The following is a 16,163-nucleotide window of genomic DNA, read 5'->3' as shown; positions in this document are numbered from 1 at the left end:
CTAACCCCCGAGCGGGACGTCCCAGAAGGCGATCTCGTGCCGCATGCCCTCCAGGAAGAGCCGCTCGGCGCGGCCCCGCTCGGGCGCCGCCTCGTCGATCATCTGGGCGCAGCGGCGGGTCAGCTCGGCGAAGCCGGGGTCGGCGTAGGTGTCGACCCAGCGGCGGTAGCGGGGCTCGGCCGGCGGATTCCGCGCCAGCCGCGCGCCGAGCGCGGAATAGCCCCACATGCAGGGGTAGAGGGCGGCCAGGCCTTCGGCATAGGAGGCGGCGCTGTCCAGCAGGAACGCGGTGTAGGCGGCGCAGGCCGGGCCCTTGCGCGCGCCGTCCAGGTCGGCGCCGAACTCCGCGGACAGGGAGCGGTGCAGGTCCAGCTCGTCGTGGAAGGTGGCGTGCGCCAGGTCGACCAGGTCGCCGAGGTGCCCGGCGGGCGCCTGCCAGGCGAGCCGGGCGAAGACGCGCACGTAGTCGTGCAGGAACAGGTAGTCCTGCTCCAGCCAGGAGCGGAACACCGCCTCGTCCAGGTCGCCGCGGGCGATGCCCGCCACGGTCGGGTGGGCCAGCTGCTCTTCCACCAGGGGACGGCCGAGCTCTTCCAGGTGTGCCGCGAGACTCATCCCGCAATCCTGCCAAAAGCCGCGGACTTGATTCTGTAGCGATCGCTATGTTAGATCTGTATCACTCGCTACAGAACAGGGGGACCCCATGCCCGCGACCTCCGTCCGCCTCGCCCGCACCGTCACCGGCTCCGGCCCCGGCCTCGCCGTCGCGCACGGCGCGGGCGGCGGCTTCCAGGCCAACTTCGGCCCGATCCTGGACACCCTCGCCGCCCGGCACACCGTCGTCGGCGTCGACTACCCCGGCACCGGCGCGACGCCCCGCGCGGACGGCCCGCTCGACCTGGACGACCTGGCCGACGAACTCGTCGCGGCCGCCGTCGAGACGGGCCTGGAGAGGTTCGCGGTCGCGGGCTACTCCCTCGGCGGCATGGTCGCCGTCCGCGCCGCCGCCCGCCACCCCGGGCGCGTGTCGGCCCTGGTGCTGAGCGCCTCCATGGCGGCGGCGGACAACCGGCTCCGCCTCATCACCGAGGTCTGGGCCCGCCTGCACCGCGCGGGCGACCCCGACGCGCTCGCCCGGTTCCTCGTGCCGCTCGCGCTCGGCCCGGACGCGCTGGCCGCCCTCACCCCCGAGCGGCTGGAGCGGGTCGTGGCCGGCACCGCGGCGACGATCCCGCCCGGCACCGCCGAGCACGCCGACCTCGCCGGCCGCGCCGACGTCCGCGCCGACCTCGCCGCGATCACGGCGCCGACCCTGGTGGTCTCCACGACGGCCGACCGGCTGGTGCCGCCCGCCCTGCACCGCGAGCTGGCCGCCGGCATCCCCGGCGCCCGCCTCGCCGAGCTGGACTCGGGGCACCTTCCCTTCGCCGAGCGCCCGGCCGAATGGGCGGAGCTGACCAACGGCTTCCTCGCCGAGGCGGCCGGCTGACCGGTCCCGGCCACCCGCCCGCGCCGCGCTCCGTCCCGCCCGCCAGAATGAGGCCTCATGCCGCAGATCACCGTCGAATACTCCGCCCCGCTCGCGGAGGCCTTCGACCGCCGCCCCTTCGCCCTCGCCCTGCACGCCCGGTCCGCCGAGCTGATCGGCAGCGCGCTGGACGCCCACAAGACCCGGTTCGTTCCGCTTGACCAGGTGGTCATCGGGGACGGCGACCCCGCGCACGCCATGATCCACGTGGATCTGGCGATCATGGCCGGGCGGGACGCCGCCACCCGCGACCGGCTGGCCGGCGACGTCCTGGACCTCGTCCGCGCCCACCTGAAGGACGGCACCGGGTACACCGTCCAGACCACCGTGGAGATCCGGGAACTGGCCCCCGAGCTCTATTTCAAGCACGTGGTCGCCTAGCGGCGGGCGGGCGCCACCCTCTACCGTGGCGCCCACCTCCGAAAGGATCTCCTCGATGAAGCCGATCCGTCTGGCCGCGCTGGTGCTCGTCCCGTCCCTCGCCCTCACCGCCTGCGGCGGCGGCGACAAGGACAAGAACACGAGCCAGGCCCCGACCGTCACCACCTCCCCCGCCACCGGGCCGGCCCCGGCGCCCGGCGCGTCCGTCCCGCCTGGCGGCAGCACGCCGCCGGTCGCCCCCGGCGAGCGGACCCCGGGTGCGGGCGGGCCGACCAACGGCACCGGTCCCGGCACCGGCCCCGGGGGCGGCCTGCGCACGACGCCGCCGGCCGTCAACGCCTTCATCAAGTGCATGCACGAGCAGGGCGTCGACGTGAAGATCGGCCAGACCGCCCCGCCGAACGTCCCCAAGGACAAGCTGAAGGCCGCCACGCTGGCCTGCGTGAAGTTCATCACGCAGACGCCCGCCCCGAACTGACCGGGGATACTCCGCGGGCTTGGCAATAGTCGCGCCGATGCTGGGTACAGGGCCCCCGAAGGGAACCGGCCCAGCATCGGGGGGTGACGACAGTGACATACGAGACGCCCCCTGCCGAGGCGATGGAGCTGCGGCAGCGGATCGACGGCCGCTGGCTGATCGTGACGGTGTCCGGTGAGCTCGACCTGGCGACGGCCCCCCGGCTGGAGGCCGCGCTGGACGTCCCCGAGCTGCCCGGCGGCCGCACCCATGTCGCGGTCGACGCGGCCGGCCTGGAGTTCTGCGACTCCACCGGCGTGAACGTGCTGGTGCGGGCGTGGAAGCGGCTGCGCGCGCTGCACGGCCAGCTGGTCCTGCTGCACGTGCCCGGGCCGCTGCGGGAGCGGATGAGCTGGATGGGCCTGGACAAGATGCTCAGCCTGCGCGAGACGCTGCCCGACCGCGCCGTGATCACCGTCCGGGGCCCGGCCTGGGAGCGCGCCGCCGCGCTGCCCGAGGACGCCTGACCCGCCCTCAGGCGAGGGCGTCCTCGCCGCGGAAGGTGGCGCGGTAGGCCGTCGGCGGGACGCCGATCGCGGCGACCAGGTGCTGGCGCATGGACGCGGCCGTGCCGAACCCGGCCTGCTCGGCGACCCGGTCGACCGGCAGGTCGGTGGTCTCCAGCAGCCGCCGCGCGTGCTCGACGCGCTGGCGCGTCAGCCACTGCCCCGGCGTCATCCCGGTCTCCTCGCGGAACCGCCGGGAGAAGGTGCGCACGCTCATCCGCGCGTGCCGGGCCAGTTCCGACAGCGACAGCGGGCGGTGCAGCTGCCCGAGCGCCCACTCGCGGGTCGCCGCCGTCGCGGTGGCCGAGGGCGGCGGCACCGGCCGCTCGATGAACTGGGCCTGGCCGCCGTCGCGCCACGGCGGGACGACGCAGCGCCGCGCCACCTGGTTGGCGATCTCGCTGCCGTGGTCGCGGCGCACCAGGTGCATGCACAGGTCGATGCCGGCCGCGACGCCGGCGGCGGTGAGCACGTCGCCGTCGTCGATGAACAGCACGTCGGCGTCCACCTCGACCTGCGGGAACGTCCGCTGGAAGTGCGCGGCCTCGTTCCAGTGGGTGGTGGCGCGGCGGCCGTCGAGCAGCCCGGCGGCGGCGAGCACGTAGGACGCGGTGCAGACCGACACGATGCGGGCGCCGGGGCGCAGCCGCCGCAGCGCGTCCGCCAGCGGCGCGGGCAGCCACTCGGTGTCCTGGTCGGCGCCGCAGCCGAACGGCGGGATGACCAGGGTGTCGGCGGTCTCCAGCGCCTCCGCGCCGTGCTCGACGGCGATGGAGAAGTCGGCGCCGGTGCGCACCGGTCCCGCCTCCAGGCCGCAGGTGACGACGTCGTAGAGGGGGGAGCCGTCCGCCGATACGGCGGTGCCGAAGATGCGGACGGGGATGCTCAGCTCGAACGGATAGACGCCTTCGAGGGCGAGGACGACGACGCGATGCATGGCCGGATTCTTTCACATCATGGCCATCTGGCCACTCGTCCGCTTCGGGACGGCCCGGCAGGCTGGGGGCACACCGAGTTCGAAGGAGCAAGCAATGCGCGCCATCGCCCAGGACACGTTCGGCGGACCCGAGGTCCTCAAGGTCGTCGAGGTGGACCGCCCCGAGCCCGGCCCCGCCGAGGTGCTGGTCCGGGTGCACGCGGCCGGGGTGAACCCGACCGACCGCTGGCACCGCGCCAGCGGCGGCCTGGCCGGCCGGCCGGTCCGGCTCGGCTGGGACGTGTCGGGCGTGGTGGAGGAGGTCGGGATCGGCGTGACGCTGTTCCAGCCCGGCGACGAGGTGTTCGGCCTGCCCCGCCACCCGGCGCCGGCCGGGACCTACGCCGAGTACGTGACCTCCCCGGCGCGGCACCTGGCCCGCAAGCCCGCCAACATCGACCACGTGCAGGCCGCCGCGCTACCGCTCGCCGCGCTCACCGCCTGGCAGGGACTGGTGGACATGGCGGACGTGCAGGCGGGGCAGCGGGTGCTGATCCACGCGGCCGCCGGCGGCGTCGGGCACCTGGCCGTGCAGATCGCCAAGGCCCGCGGCGCGTACGTGATCGGCACCGCCCGCGCCGCCAAGCACGGCTTCGTCCGCGACCTTGGCGCCGACGAGGTGATCGACTACACCGCCGCCGACTTCGCCGAGGCCGTCCAGGGCGCCGACGTCGTCCTGGACACCATCGGCGGCGAGTACGGCCCGCGCTCCCTGCGCACGCTGCGGCCCGGCGGCCTGGTGGTGTCGCTCGCCTCCCCGGCGGAGGCCGCGCTGGCCGAGGCGGCGCGCGCCCAGGGGCGGCGCGCCGGCTTCATGATCGTCGAGGCGGACCACGCCGGGATGAAGGAGATCGCCGCGCTCGCCGGGGCGGGCCTGCTGCACGCCGCGATCGAGGCCGAGCTGCCGCTGGAGGAGGCCGCCAAGGCGCACGAGCTGGGCGAGACGGGCCGCACCACCGGCAAGATCGTCCTTACCGTCTGAGGCTCACTCGCCGGTGGCGCCGTCGATGCGCTCGCGGATCAGGTCGGCGTGCCCGTTGTGCCGGGCGTACTCCTCGATCATGTGCAGCAGGACGTTGCGCAGCGAGTAGTCCTTGCCGTCGTCGGCCCGGCCGGTGACGTCGAGGGACGGGGCGGCGGCGACGATCTCCCGGGACCGGGCGCACGCGCGGTGCCAGGCGTCGAACGCCTCGTCCACATCGGCGTCCGCCACCTCGAAGTCGCGGTAGTGGCCGGTGGTGCCGGCCCACAGGTCCGCGGTGTCCTCGCCGTTCACCACGTTGCGGAACCAGCCGCGCTCGACGTCGGCCATGTGCCGGACGAGCCCGAGCAGCGAGATCTGCGACGGCGGGACGGCCTGCTCCCGCAACTGGTCGGCGCCGAGGCCCGAGCACTTCCAGGCGAGGGTCTCGCGCTGGTACTGCAGGTAGGCGGCCAGCATGGTGCGTTCGTCGCCGCTCAGCGGGGGCGGCGTCCGGTCGGGGGATTCCATGATCCCATCCTTTCCCGCCGGTCCCGGGCGTATTCCGGGGACCCGTTGACGATTGATCTACGCAGAGATAATCTCTGCGTAGATCAATCGACGAAGGGAAGCCCTCATGTGGGAGTACGAGCACACCGCCGAGACCTCCGCCGCGCCCGGGGCGCTGTGGCGGTGCTGGTCCGACATGGCGGCCTGGCCGGCCTGGAACGCCGGCATCGAGCGGATCGAGGCCGACGGCCCGTTCGCGCCCGGCACCCGCTTCACCATGACCCCGCCCGGCGACGACCCGGTCACCATGACCCTCACCGAGATCGTCCCCGGCACGCTGTTCACCGACGTGATGGACGCCGGCGACTTCCAGGTGACCACCGTGCACCGGCTGGAGCCGCTGCCGGCGGGCGGCACCCGCGTCGTCTACCGCACCGAGATCACCGGCCCGGCCGCCGACCGGGTCGGCCCCGAGCTCGGCCCGGCCATCACCGGCGACTTCCCCGACGTGGTCGCCGCGCTGATCAAGACCGCGGAAGGCTGACCGGTGCCGCTGGATCCGGAGGCCAGCCCGGGGTTCCTGCTCTGGCACGCCACGCTGCGCTGGCAGCGCGACATCGCCCGCGCCCTCGCCCCGCTGGACCTCACCCACGTGCAGTTCGTGCTGCTGGCGACGGCCTGGTGGATGAACGAGCACGGCGAGGACCCCAACCAGCTCGCGCTGGCCCGGCGCGCGGGCACCGACGTGAAGATGACGTCCCAGGTGCTGCGGCGGCTGGAGGACAAGGAGCTGCTGCGGCGCGAGGTCGACCCGGCCGACACCCGCGCCCGGCTGCTGAAGGTCACCGGCCGGGGCGCCGCGCTGGCGCGGGAGGCCGTCGCCGCCGTCGAGGCGGTCGACGCGGCCTTCTTCGAGCCGGCCGGCGACCCCGCCGCCCTGCTGGCGATGCTGCGGCCCCTGGCCGATCCCGGTCAGCAGTGCGGGGACGCGACGGCGGCCGGCCGGAGTTCGGGGCCTGGCCGGTGCAGCACCAGGTAGCCGTCGCGCTCGAACGTGGTGCGGTAGCCGTTCTTCAGCAGGTACTCGACCCTGGCCTGCTGCTCCCGCACGTCGCAGAACTGGAACCGCTGCTCCCGGACGTCGGCGACCACCCACGGCGCCCAGCGCGGCACCCGGTCCAGGAGCAGGACGCGGGTGCGGCCCGTCAGCCGGGCGCCGATGTTCGACGACGACTCCACCAGGGCGCCGTCGGGGATCTGCGCGGCGGCCGCGGCGGCCGCGTCCATCCGGCCCGCGCCCGCCCAGTAGCGCTCGGAGACCAGCGACTTGAACGAGAAGAAGGGCAGGGCGGCGACGCCGATCGCGACCACGGCGCCGGCCCACAGGTGGACGACCCGGTGCCGCCTCTTCGCCAGCCGCGCGACCCCGTCGACCCCCGCGCACAGCAGCGGGACGACGAGGAAGACGTTGTAGTGCGCGCTGAGCCCCCACCAGGCCGGGAACGTGCCGTCGGAGAGCATCCGGACCGCCAGCAGCGGAAGCACCGACAGCGCGTAAGGGGAGGCCAGCGACGCGAACGCGGCCGGCGCGAGCAGCCACAGCAGCGTCTGAAGCTTCACGCCGGGCGACACGAAGGTGCGGGCGACCTCCCACGGATGAGTGATCGCGTACCGCGCGGCGGCGGGCATCGTCGGCCCGAAGTTGTTGTAGGCCCAGTAGTAATCGCCGCGCCCGCCGAAATAGGGAATGAGCACCTTCGTGGAAACCGCGGCAGCCGCCAGCCCGCCCACGAAGAAAGCAATTCCAAAACGGCCTTCGCCCTGCCTTCGCACCATCATGAAAAGGCCGAAACCCGCCACCAGCAAGCCCATGTCCTCTTTGACGCCGAGCAGCAGCAGCGCGGGCAGGACGACCTGCCACCACCGCCCGGAACCGGCCCGTAGCGCGGAAAGCCGCTCGAACGTCACCGCCGTCAGCACCGGTGCGAAGGCGGCCTCGTGGAAGTCGAACCCGACGGCCTCGGCGACCGGCCACGACAGCGCGTACCCGGCCGAAACGCAGTAGGCGGCGCGCCTGCCGAGCGTGCGGGCGGTGAACAGCCACAGGAACGGGACCGCCGCGGCGAGCAGCACCGCCTGCGCCACCAGCAGCGTCTCCGGGCCGTCGTGGACCCAGTAGAGCGGCGCCAGGACGGCCAGGATCGGCGACCAGTGGTCGCCCAGCACGCTGAAGTCCGGGCCGAAACCGTTGTGCACGCCCTTCACGATCGCCACCGGCAGCCGGAACCGGCTGTAGGACCGGACGGCCTGATCGAAGATCACCAGATCGTAGGTGCCGGCCCGGAACGTCGCATAACGCAGCAGCGAGTGCGCGGAATACACCGCGGCCGCGACCACGGACATGAGAAGAACGGCCGGGAAATGCCGGCTCGTCCGTGGCAGGCGCGGTTTCCGCGCCACGGTCACGGGCGAATCGACGGCGGTCATGCCCGCGATGATATTCCGGCGGGCCCGGCCGCCCGGCATGATGGCGGGATGAGCGAACCGTCCGACTCGCTGCTCGGCCTGGCCGGCGGCTACCACGCGCGCACCGCGCGCCCCCTCGGCGTCCGCGACCTCGCCGGGCACCAGGTGAAGGTCTACGCCCTGGAGGCGCCGGGCCGCACGGTCAAGGACGAGGCGGCGCTGGAGGTCGCCGAGGGGCATCTGGCGCTCGGCTACGCGCGCGGCTCGCTCGGCCTCGCCGTCCTGATCGTGCACGCGGGCGGCGACGGCGACTACGTGGTGCTCTCCACCTGGATCGAGGGCTACATGTCGGACCTGGCGATCTTCGTGGGCCCCGCGGACCGGCCCGACCTGCTGCGGCCGGGCCGCGCGGGCCTCGGCCCGTGCCTGTGGGAGGCGGCGATCCTCGCCCACGAACGCGACGCCTTCGCCCGCCACGTCCTCGACGGCACCGGCCCGGTCGACGACCGCATCACCGCCTGGGCCGCCGACACCCGCACCGGCGAGGTCCGCTGACCGCCTGGACGATCGCCGTGCGCAGCCCGTCCCCCGCGTCGCCCGTCACGGTGACGCGGGCCTCAGCGAACCCGACCTCGTCCAGCAGCCGCCGGTACTCCCCGGCGGTGAGCGTGCCCCGGGCGCAGCCGACGCGCTGCTCGGCGGCGGCCCGCCGCGCCGTGTCCAGCCCCTCATCGGCGATCACGTCGCTGATGCCGAGGCGCCCGCCGGGCCGCAGCACGCGGAGGATCTCGGCGAACACGCGCGGCTTGTCGGCCGACAGGTTGATGACGCAGTTGGAGATGACGACGTCGACCGACGCGTCCGGCAGCGGGACGTCCTCGATGCGGCCGTGCAGGAAGCGGACGTTGGCGGCGCCGGCCTGCTCGGCGTTCGCGCGGGCGAGGGCGAGCATGTCCGCGCTGGCGTCCAGGCCGTAGGCGGTACCCGCCGGGCCGACGCGGCGGGCCGAGAGCAGCACGTCCAGCCCGCCGCCCGAGCCGAGGTCCAGCACGGTCTCGCCGGGCCGCAGGTCCGCGACGGCGAGGGGATTGCCGCAGCCGAGGCTGGCGCGCAGCGCGGCCTCGGGTACCGCGTCGCCGCCGGTGTAGGCGGCGGCGCCGAAGCAGCCCTCCTCCTCGCCGTCCAGTGGCGTCCCGCCGTCCATGGCGAGGCGGGCGAGGCCGGAGTACCGGTCGACGATGGCATCGGACATCAGCGGGCTCCTTCGGGGGCGGGACGACCCATCACGACGTCCGCGGCGGTGGGGAAGCAGGCGATGCAGGCCTCGTTGATCCGGTAGTAGCGGGCGGTGCCGCGCCGCTCGGCCAGCACGAACCGCACCTCGGCCAGGACCTTCAGGTGGGCCGAGACGGTCGACTGTCCGACCGCGACGGCCTCGACGATCTCCCCGACGTTCAGCGGCCGGCCCTGCCGCGCCAGCAGCGACACGATCTGGATCCGGGTGGGATCGGCGAGGGCCTTGAACCAGGTGGCGTACTCGGCGGCGGTGGGCCGGTCGAGCGGGCCCTTGTCAGCTTCCATCGTTCATCGACGATAAACGATTAAATATCCGGCGGCAAGAGCTCGCCCAGCAAGTCCCGCACCAGCGCGTCGATCTGATCGCGGATCGGCCGGACCTCGGCGACCGGCTTGCCCGCCGGGTCGGGGAGCCGCCAGTCCAGGTAGCGCTTGCCGGGGAAGACCGGGCACACGTCGCCGCAGCCCATGGTGACGACCACGTCGGCGGCGCGGACGGCGCCGTCGGTCAGCGGCTTGGGGAACTCCCGCGACAGGTCCAGCCCGGCCTCGGCCATGGCGGCCGCGACCGCCGGATTGATGGACTCCACCGGCGCCGACCCGGCCGAGCGGACCCGGACGCGTCCGGCGGCGTGGTGGTCCAGCAGCGCGGCGGCCATCTGCGAGCGGCCCGCGTTGTGGACGCAGACGAACAGCACTTCCGGGATCTCAGACATCACGGCTCCCCGGGAACCGGCGGCGCAGCGCCAGCGACACGTAGACCAGGCCGACCAGGACGGGCACCTCGATGAGCGGGCCGACGACCCCGGCGAGGGCCTGGCCCGAGGTGACGCCGAAGGTGGCGATGGCGACCGCGATGGCGAGCTCGAAGTTGTTGCCCGCCGCGGTGAACGCGAGCGTCGCCGTGCGCGGGTAGCCGAGCCCGATCGCCCGGCCGAGGGCGAACGAACCGGCCCACATGACGGCGAAGTAGACCAGCAGCGGGACCGCGATCCGGGCCACGTCCAGCGGCCGGGAGGTGATGGCGTCGCCCTGCAGGGCGAACAGGACGACGATGGTGAACAGCAGCCCGTACAGGGCGGCCGGGCCGATCCGCGGCAGGAGCCGCTCCTCGTACCAGGCGCGGCCCTTGGCGCGCTCGCCCAGCCGGCGCGTCAGGTACCCGGCGGCCAGCGGCACGCCGAGGAAGACCAGCACGCTGCGGGCGATGTCCCAGGCGGAGACGTCCAGCCGCGCCTGCTCCAGGCCGAGCCATCCCGGCAGCGCTGACAGGTAGAACCAGCCGAGGGCGGCGAACGCGACCACCTGGAAGACCGAGTTCAGCGCGACCAGCACCGCAGCGGCCTCCCGGTCGCCGCACGCCAGGTCGTTCCAGATGACGACCATGGCGATGCAGCGGGCCAGGCCCACGATGATCAGGCCCGTCCGGTATTCGGGCAGGTCCGGCAGGAGCAGCCAGCCGAGGGCGAACATCACCGCCGGGCCGAGCACCCAGTTCAGCAGCAGCGACGAGAGCAGCAGCCGCCGGTCGCCGGTGACGGCGTCCAGCCGGTCGTAGCGGACCTTGGCCAGCACCGGGTACATCATCACCAGCAGGCCGAGCGCGATGGGCAGCGAGATGCCGTCCACCTGAACCGTGTCCAGCGCCGGGCCGAGGCCGGGGATCGCGCGGCCGGCCAGCAGGCCGATCGCCATCGCGGCGCCGATCCATACCGGCAGGAAGCGGTCCAGGCGCGACAGGCGCACTCCGACGGCCCGTTCGTCCTGGACGGCGGTCGCGGTCACGCGCTCACCAGCGCGCGCGGGCCGAGGACCGCCGACAGCCGCTCCAGCACGCCCGGGTTCAGCCAGTAGTAGACCCACGTGCCGCGGCGCTGCGAGTCGATCAGCCCGGCCTGCTTCAGCACCTTCAGGTGGTGGGAGATCGTCGGCGGGGTCAGCTCGAACGCGTCCGTCAGATCGCACACGCACGCCTCGCCGCCCTCGTGGCAGGCGATGAGCGACAGCAGACGCAGCCGGACGGGGTCGCCGATCGCCTTGAACAGCGGCGCCAGTTCACCCGCCTCGGCCTCGGTGAGCGGTGCGCAGACGAGCGGCGCGCAGCAGGCCTGGCCCGCGTCCACCAGGGGGAGCTCTTGCTTCGACATGCATCTAATTTGACATCCATCTATACAGAGGCGCAAACTCGGGCCGTCCGCTTGATTAGACATCTATCTAATCAAGGGTCCGCCGCACCACGAGGAGAAGACCATGTCCCGTGTCCAGCTCGCCCTGCGCGTCGCCGACCTCGACGCCTCGATCGCCTTCTACAGCAGGCTGTTCGGCACCGAGCCCGCCAAGGTCCGCCCCGGTTACGCCGGCTTCGCCGTCGCCGAGCCGCCGCTCAAGCTCGTCCTGATCGAGGGCGAGGACGGGGAGGCCACCCGCCTGGACCACCTCGGCGTCGAGGTCGAGTCCACCGGCGAGGTCACCGCCGCCACCGACCGCCTCGCCGCGGCCGGGCTGATCACCCTGGAGGAGAAGGACACCTCCTGCTGCTACGCCGTCCAGGACAAGGTCTGGGTGCACGGCCCCGGCCAGGAGCCGTGGGAGGTCTACGTGGTCAAGGGCGACGCCGACACCCTGTCCAAGGGCGAGGACTCGGCGTGCTGCGGCACCGCCGAGAAGGCGTCGGCCTGCTGCTGAGGCCGGGTCAGCGCAGCGGGACGACGGCCCACGCCTCGATCTCGGCCAGCATGTCCTCGTGGACCAGCCGCGACACCTCCACCAGCGTGGCGGCGGGCTCGACGCCGGCCGGCAGGTGCGCGGCGCGCACCTCGCGCACGACGGCGACCTGGCCGGCGTCGCGCAGGAAGTAGCCGAGCTTGACCACGTGCTCCCAGCCCGCGCCCGCCGCCGCCAGCGCCGTGCCGAGGTTGGTGAAGATCTGGTGCAGCTGCGCGCGCAGGTCGCCCCGGCCCACCAGGGCGCCGCCCGCGTCCACCGCCACCTGGCCGCTGATCACGACCAGGCGGCCGGGGACGTCGACCGCGACCGCGTGGCTGTAGCCGGGGCCGGGCGGCAGCCCGGCGGGGGTGTACTGGCGGATGTCGGTGCCGCTGCGCAGGTGCTCGCTCACAAGATCAACCTAGTGCGCCGTCCGGGGTTGACCTTGACGCCGGTGTCAGGGGATAGCGTCCTTCGACCAGGGACCAGGAGGACGGATGCGGATCGGGGAGCTGGCCGAGCGGGCCGGTGTGAGCGCGCGTGCGCTGCGCTACTACGAGAAGCAGGGGCTGCTCACGGCCCGGCGCGCGGCCAACGACTACCGGGAGTTCGACGAGTCCGACCTGCGGCTGGTCGCGGAGATCCGCACGCTGCTGGCGTCGGGTTTCACGCTGGAGGACGCCCGGCCGTTCGTGGAGTGCCTGCGCGCGGGCCACGAGTCCGGCGGCGCGTGCCCGGAGTCGGTCCTGGTCTCCCGGCGCAGGCTCGCCGAGATCGACCGGGAGATCCGCGTCCTGCTGCGGCGCCGCGCCGAGATCACCGACCAGCTGGCGCGGGCCTGCCCCGGATCACGGACGGCCTGAGAGGAAGACATGAAGTTCGCAGTCAGCTACAGCACCCCCTACTACGGCGTCGATCCCGACCGGCTCATCGCCTATGCGCGGCATGCCGAGGCGTGCGGTTTCGAGGCGCTGTACATGCCGGAGCACATCGCGCTGTACCCCGGCGCGATGGTCGGGCCGGTGGAACTCCCACCCGCGCTGCCCTACGCCGACCCGCTCGACTCCCTGAGCTTCGTCGCCGCGGCAACGGAACGGATCCTGCTGGGGACGGGCGTGCTGCTGCTGCCGTACCACCACCCGGTGATCCTGGCCAAGCGCCTGGCCACCATCGACGTGCTGTCCAAGGGCAGGATGCGGCTGCTGACGGTCGGCGTCGGCGCGCTGCCGGGCGAGGCGGCGGCCGTGGGCGTCGACTTCCGCACCCGCGGCCGCCGCGCCGACGAGGCGATCGACGTGATGCGCCTGCTCTGGTCCGGCGGCGAGGAAGGCGTGAGCTTCAAGGGGGAGTTCTTCTCCTTCGAGAACCTGTGCAGCTTCCCCCAGCCGGCCGGCGGCTCCCTGCCCGTCCACATCGGCGGTTCGAGCCCGGCGGCCGCGCGCCGCGTCGGGCTGCGCGGCGACGGCTACTTCCCCGGCGGCGCGCTCCCCCCGCACGTGCGGGGGGAGCAGTTGGACCTCGCCCGGTCGACCGCCGCCGAGGCCGGCCGCGACCCGGCCGCGCTGGAGTACACCCGCTGGGGCTCGATGGACATGCCGGTCGAGCGGGCCGAGGCGTTCGCCGCGCAGGGCGTGACCCGCATCGTCGTCGGAGCGACCTCCGCCGACCCGGTGGAGCAGCGCGACGAGATGTCCGCCTTCGCCGAGCGCTTCGGCCTCCCCAACACCTGACGGCCGAAGCGGAACCAGGCCCCCTATGCACGCGTACACCGGCCCTGGCCCATCACTTCTCTAGCTCTTGATCACTCGAACGAGCAGCCCTCGTAATGCAAGGCCCCATGAACAAGTGAGCAAAGACGGTTGTTCTTTTTTTAGCCGGTGCCCGCTGCCTTCTCCTGCGGGGCTATGGGGCCTACCAGGGCTTGCTCCTCCCGGACGCGTTCTCAGCAGGTGCTGGACACCTACCGGGACGAGTCGGAAGAGGCGCGCAGGCGGGCCCGGTCATCATGCATAGTGGCTACTGGAGTATGGGCAGTAGGACAAGAAGGAGTGGAAGCCGTCGGTCGAGCGGCGCACCGCCCAAGGCTTTCGCGGACTTCATCGTGTGTGCTGCTTCAGCGCCGGCGCTACCTGCCCGTGCCGCGTGGCAGCGCAGTCCCGGCACAAGCTGCGCGATCAGACGGCACTGCTAGTCGATTACTCGCCGGCCTATTCTGAAAAGAACTGCACCATCCACTAGCGGAGTGTGGAACCCGCCGTCAGCAGGTCTGCGGTGCGCGCTCGAATCACCTGTCTGGAGCAGACCGACTCGGCCTGCAGCGCCGCCTGCTCAAGGCCGATGCGGCGATGCCTCCAGAGTAGACCGGTGGTCCGTTCCCAGATCGGCCGCAGAGTCTCACAAACGCCAAGGAAGAAGCGATAGTTCCTGCCCGTCATGGTCAGGTGGCATGACGCCAGGGAGTCCCGGGAAGCGCCTCGACCGTACCGTCGGCACGCCGCAAACTTACCTCATGCGCCTCGGTGGCATGGCCGATGCTGAAGAACTGAAGCCCGGCATCGGCGAATATTTTGGAGAGCTGTGGCACGTCCTCTTCTGCGACGGTGAAGACGAGCTGGAAGTCCACGGAGTCGCCCATGATCAGAGAAGTGATCTCGCAATCAGTGAGTACGGCCACCTCGGTCACGATGTCAGCGATGGGAAGCGCACTTTCATCCACCATGAAACCTACGCTGCTGGCCACAGCGAGTGACTGGATTCCTGCCTTCAGGCCGTCGGAGGTGTCCTGGCAGCTCGTCACCACTCCACTCGTGCTGAGGCAGCGCCCTTGACGCACCAGCGCCCGGGGCCGTCGCCATGCGGAGATCAGCAGTTCTTCTCTCTCATCCGGCAACTTTGTCGAGCCGGAGTCGAAAATGCCGAAATAGCGCTGTGCCGAAGCCGCGATTCCGGTTGGTCCGGTAACGCAGAGCCGGTCTCCTGGACGGGCTCCCCCGCGTAGCAAGGACCTGCCCTGCTCGACGATCCCCATGGCCGAGGCGGAGAGGATGATCCTTTCTGCGCTGCCGATGTCGCCCCCCACATTCAGGGTGTTGACCTCACGGCAGGCATCGCGAATCCCTTCTATGACGGTGGTGAAATCTGTGTCTGGGAGCGACTTGGGATACCTGATGACCGATAGGAGCGCGATCGGGAGGGCGCCCATGGCGGCAATGTCACTGAGATTGGCCATCGCCAAGTAGTAGCCGATGTCATAATTTGACAGGTAACCAAGCTCGTAGAGCCGGAACTTCGGCCCACGGACATAGTCCGAGCCGAGCACGACTTCCATGGGGCCGTCCACCCGGAAGACCGCGCAGTCGTCTTGAGCGTCGGCCCCCGCAAGGAGTTCGGCTTTGGCCCCGTCCTGCAGCTCCTGAACCCATCCTGTTTGGCCCAGGAACATGGGGCTGACGATGTTGGCCAGTCGCGTCGGTTCGTCCGAGGCAGGGCCGAAGTTCTGCATGGAACCATCCTTCAAGGATTCGGTCGATCTGTCACGGCAGTGGAACCCGCCAGTCCATCGCCTCTTCCACGGTCGCTCTGAGCAGTTGCTTTCGAACGATGACTGCGTAATCCCATTCGGGATCATCCAGGCCGAGCAGCCTGCCGGCCACTGAGCGGAGATACTGGCGAGGCATTGGTTGCGCAACACCGTACACCCGATGCGTGCTGGCGTCTGAGCAATAGAAATAAGGCAGGTCCGCGTGCCCGAGTTCTGCTAGATCAGAAATGCTCCCGAGGGCAGTGGACGACAGCCCGTCCAGCGTCATCAGTGCATGTACTTGATCGAGCTGCAGTGGCAGCAGATGAAGATGGGCATGGGTGATGCAGGCGGATCCGTCCATGCTGTTCGTTGATCCATGTTCCATGATGACCGGTTCGCCGAAGCTCGCCTTGTACTGTGGGAGTACATCGGCCAGGGCCGTTTTCGCGGCATCGGCATGGTCGATCATTAATTGACCGAAGCTGACGTAGTGCCTGTTGGACACCATCAGCAGGTGCCCTCGCGTCAGAGGGGACATGTCAGCGAGCAGGCTGATCGTCGACCCGTGGCTGATGATCCGGCTGGAGGGCCTGCCGTCATAGACGCGCTGGAAGACGGTCTCCCCGGCCCCGGCCAGCTCTTGGCAGAAGTCGGATCCGACGCAGAAGCCTTCTGGCTCGGGCATTGCCTACCTCGACGGTAATGTGGTCAACACTATTAACATCCTGGTGAGCGACCGAAACTTGCCTTGTCAACCTGATCGTTAGGCGATTATCCACTCTTTGGGTAGGCT

At 71.6% G+C, this 16,163-nt stretch carries 23 protein-coding genes; 11 read left to right on the top strand and 12 right to left on the bottom strand.

The genetic code is table 11. The features are described 5' to 3' along the window. The gene (locus ACRB68_RS16320) at positions 1-615 is read right to left on the bottom strand and encodes a TenA family protein (RefSeq protein ID WP_153533304.1); all 615 of its coding nucleotides are present in this window, start codon (positions 613-615) and stop codon (positions 1-3) included. An 88-nt stretch (positions 616-703) separates the two neighbouring features. Between ACRB68_RS16320 and ACRB68_RS16315 the strand changes: the two genes are divergently transcribed. The 4 genes from ACRB68_RS16315 (at position 704) to ACRB68_RS16300 (ending at position 2,893) form a co-directional block, all read left to right on the top strand. Beyond that, positions 704-1,489, top strand: coding sequence for an alpha/beta fold hydrolase (locus ACRB68_RS16315; RefSeq protein WP_153533303.1), 786 nt, complete (start codon positions 704-706; stop codon positions 1,487-1,489). A 57-nt stretch (positions 1,490-1,546) separates the two neighbouring features. Next, on the top strand, positions 1,547-1,909 hold the full coding sequence (locus tag ACRB68_RS16310) for a 5-carboxymethyl-2-hydroxymuconate Delta-isomerase (RefSeq protein WP_153533302.1): 363 nt from the start codon (positions 1,547-1,549) through the stop codon (positions 1,907-1,909). A 55-nt stretch (positions 1,910-1,964) separates the two neighbouring features. Beyond that, positions 1,965-2,387: a hypothetical protein gene (locus ACRB68_RS16305; protein ID WP_153533301.1), complete on the top strand. Its 423-nt coding sequence runs from the start codon at positions 1,965-1,967 to the stop codon at positions 2,385-2,387. An 83-nt stretch (positions 2,388-2,470) separates the two neighbouring features. Further along, complete coding sequence (locus ACRB68_RS16300; RefSeq protein WP_153533300.1) at positions 2,471-2,893, top strand: STAS domain-containing protein; 423 nt, start codon at positions 2,471-2,473, stop codon at positions 2,891-2,893. Between the two features lie 7 nt (positions 2,894-2,900). On the opposite strand, the gene ACRB68_RS16295 is transcribed toward ACRB68_RS16300, so the two are convergent. After that, positions 2,901-3,869: a GlxA family transcriptional regulator gene (locus ACRB68_RS16295; protein ID WP_153533299.1), complete on the bottom strand. Its 969-nt coding sequence runs from the start codon at positions 3,867-3,869 to the stop codon at positions 2,901-2,903. Positions 3,870-3,963: 94 nt separating this feature from the next. Here ACRB68_RS16295 and ACRB68_RS16290 point away from each other — a divergent pair, with 94 nt between their 5' ends. Next, the gene (locus ACRB68_RS16290; RefSeq protein ID WP_153533298.1) at positions 3,964-4,890 is read left to right on the top strand and encodes an NADP-dependent oxidoreductase; all 927 of its coding nucleotides are present in this window, start codon (positions 3,964-3,966) and stop codon (positions 4,888-4,890) included. Between the two features lie 3 nt (positions 4,891-4,893). Here ACRB68_RS16290 and ACRB68_RS16285 read toward each other — a convergent pair whose 3' ends face one another. After that, on the bottom strand, positions 4,894-5,400 hold the full coding sequence (locus ACRB68_RS16285; protein ID WP_153533297.1) for a DinB family protein: 507 nt from the start codon (positions 5,398-5,400) through the stop codon (positions 4,894-4,896). 106 nt (positions 5,401-5,506) lie between these two features. On the opposite strand from ACRB68_RS16285, the gene ACRB68_RS16280 reads away from it, so the two are divergent. Then, complete coding sequence (locus ACRB68_RS16280) at positions 5,507-5,923, top strand: SRPBCC family protein (RefSeq protein WP_153533296.1); 417 nt, start codon at positions 5,507-5,509, stop codon at positions 5,921-5,923. A gap of 3 nt (positions 5,924-5,926) precedes the next feature. Continuing rightward, complete coding sequence (locus tag ACRB68_RS16275) at positions 5,927-6,418, top strand: MarR family winged helix-turn-helix transcriptional regulator (protein ID WP_328594284.1); 492 nt, start codon at positions 5,927-5,929, stop codon at positions 6,416-6,418. Here ACRB68_RS16275 and ACRB68_RS16270 read toward each other — a convergent pair. Continuing rightward, on the bottom strand, positions 6,352-7,782 hold the full coding sequence (locus ACRB68_RS16270; RefSeq protein WP_194293336.1) for a DUF2079 domain-containing protein: 1,431 nt from the start codon (positions 7,780-7,782) through the stop codon (positions 6,352-6,354). The two genes, ACRB68_RS16275 and ACRB68_RS16270, sit on opposite strands and share 67 nt — an antisense overlap. Before the next feature lie 132 nt (positions 7,783-7,914). Between ACRB68_RS16270 and ACRB68_RS16265 the strand changes: the two genes are divergently transcribed. Then, positions 7,915-8,400, top strand: coding sequence for a hypothetical protein (locus ACRB68_RS16265; RefSeq protein WP_153533294.1), 486 nt, complete (start codon positions 7,915-7,917; stop codon positions 8,398-8,400). On the opposite strand, the gene ACRB68_RS16260 is transcribed toward ACRB68_RS16265, so the two are convergent. Genes ACRB68_RS16260 through ACRB68_RS16240 form a run of 5 tightly spaced genes read right to left on the bottom strand, consistent with a single transcriptional unit; the run spans position 8,357 to position 11,288 of the window. Further along, positions 8,357-9,097, bottom strand: a complete 741-nt coding sequence (locus ACRB68_RS16260) for a methyltransferase domain-containing protein (RefSeq protein ID WP_153533293.1) — start codon at positions 9,095-9,097, stop codon at positions 8,357-8,359. The two genes, ACRB68_RS16265 and ACRB68_RS16260, sit on opposite strands and share 44 nt — an antisense overlap. Next, a complete protein-coding gene (locus ACRB68_RS16255; protein WP_153533292.1) occupies positions 9,097-9,426 on the bottom strand; it encodes an ArsR/SmtB family transcription factor in 330 nt (109 codons plus the stop codon). The genes ACRB68_RS16260 and ACRB68_RS16255 overlap by 1 nt, the downstream gene beginning before the upstream one ends. A 20-nt stretch (positions 9,427-9,446) precedes the next feature. Beyond that, entirely contained in the window at positions 9,447-9,857 is a 411-nt protein-coding gene (locus tag ACRB68_RS16250; RefSeq protein WP_153533291.1) for an arsenate reductase/protein-tyrosine-phosphatase family protein, read from the bottom strand. Next, positions 9,850-10,926, bottom strand: a complete 1,077-nt coding sequence (gene arsB / locus ACRB68_RS16245) for an ACR3 family arsenite efflux transporter (protein WP_328594283.1) — start codon at positions 10,924-10,926, stop codon at positions 9,850-9,852. The genes ACRB68_RS16250 and arsB overlap by 8 nt, the downstream gene beginning before the upstream one ends. Next, positions 10,923-11,288, bottom strand: a complete 366-nt coding sequence (locus ACRB68_RS16240; RefSeq protein WP_153533290.1) for an ArsR/SmtB family transcription factor — start codon at positions 11,286-11,288, stop codon at positions 10,923-10,925. The genes arsB and ACRB68_RS16240 overlap by 4 nt, the downstream gene beginning before the upstream one ends. 103 nt (positions 11,289-11,391) lie before the next feature. On the opposite strand from ACRB68_RS16240, the gene ACRB68_RS16235 reads away from it, so the two are divergent. Beyond that, the gene (locus ACRB68_RS16235) at positions 11,392-11,826 is read left to right on the top strand and encodes an ArsI/CadI family heavy metal resistance metalloenzyme (protein ID WP_153533289.1); all 435 of its coding nucleotides are present in this window, start codon (positions 11,392-11,394) and stop codon (positions 11,824-11,826) included. 7 nt (positions 11,827-11,833) lie between these two features. Here the strand turns inward: ACRB68_RS16235 and ACRB68_RS16230 are convergent, their stop codons facing one another. Further along, positions 11,834-12,259 carry a RidA family protein gene (locus tag ACRB68_RS16230; RefSeq protein WP_328594282.1) on the bottom strand — a complete coding sequence of 142 codons (426 nt, stop codon included), beginning with the start codon at positions 12,257-12,259 and terminating at the stop codon, positions 11,834-11,836. An 85-nt stretch (positions 12,260-12,344) separates the two neighbouring features. Here ACRB68_RS16230 and ACRB68_RS16225 point away from each other — a divergent pair, with 85 nt between their 5' ends. Further along, positions 12,345-12,710 carry a MerR family transcriptional regulator gene (locus ACRB68_RS16225; RefSeq protein WP_153533288.1) on the top strand — a complete coding sequence of 122 codons (366 nt, stop codon included), beginning with the start codon at positions 12,345-12,347 and terminating at the stop codon, positions 12,708-12,710. Positions 12,711-12,719: 9 nt separating this feature from the next. Next, on the top strand, positions 12,720-13,577 hold the full coding sequence (locus ACRB68_RS16220) for an LLM class F420-dependent oxidoreductase (protein ID WP_153533287.1): 858 nt from the start codon (positions 12,720-12,722) through the stop codon (positions 13,575-13,577). 707 nt (positions 13,578-14,284) lie between these two features. Here the strand turns inward: ACRB68_RS16220 and thiL are convergent. Next, positions 14,285-15,349 carry a thiamine-phosphate kinase gene (gene thiL, locus ACRB68_RS16215; RefSeq protein ID WP_153533286.1) on the bottom strand — a complete coding sequence of 355 codons (1,065 nt, stop codon included), beginning with the start codon at positions 15,347-15,349 and terminating at the stop codon, positions 14,285-14,287. 31 nt (positions 15,350-15,380) lie between these two features. Continuing rightward, complete coding sequence (locus ACRB68_RS16210; RefSeq protein ID WP_153533285.1) at positions 15,381-16,055, bottom strand: HIT family protein; 675 nt, start codon at positions 16,053-16,055, stop codon at positions 15,381-15,383. Positions 16,056-16,163 lie beyond the last annotated feature (108 nt).

This window comes from Actinomadura macrotermitis (genome assembly GCF_009604375.1).
GTDB lineage: Bacteria > Actinomycetota > Actinomycetes > Streptosporangiales > Streptosporangiaceae > Spirillospora > Spirillospora macrotermitis.
This window is presented reverse-complemented; position numbering and strand designations above follow the sequence as displayed.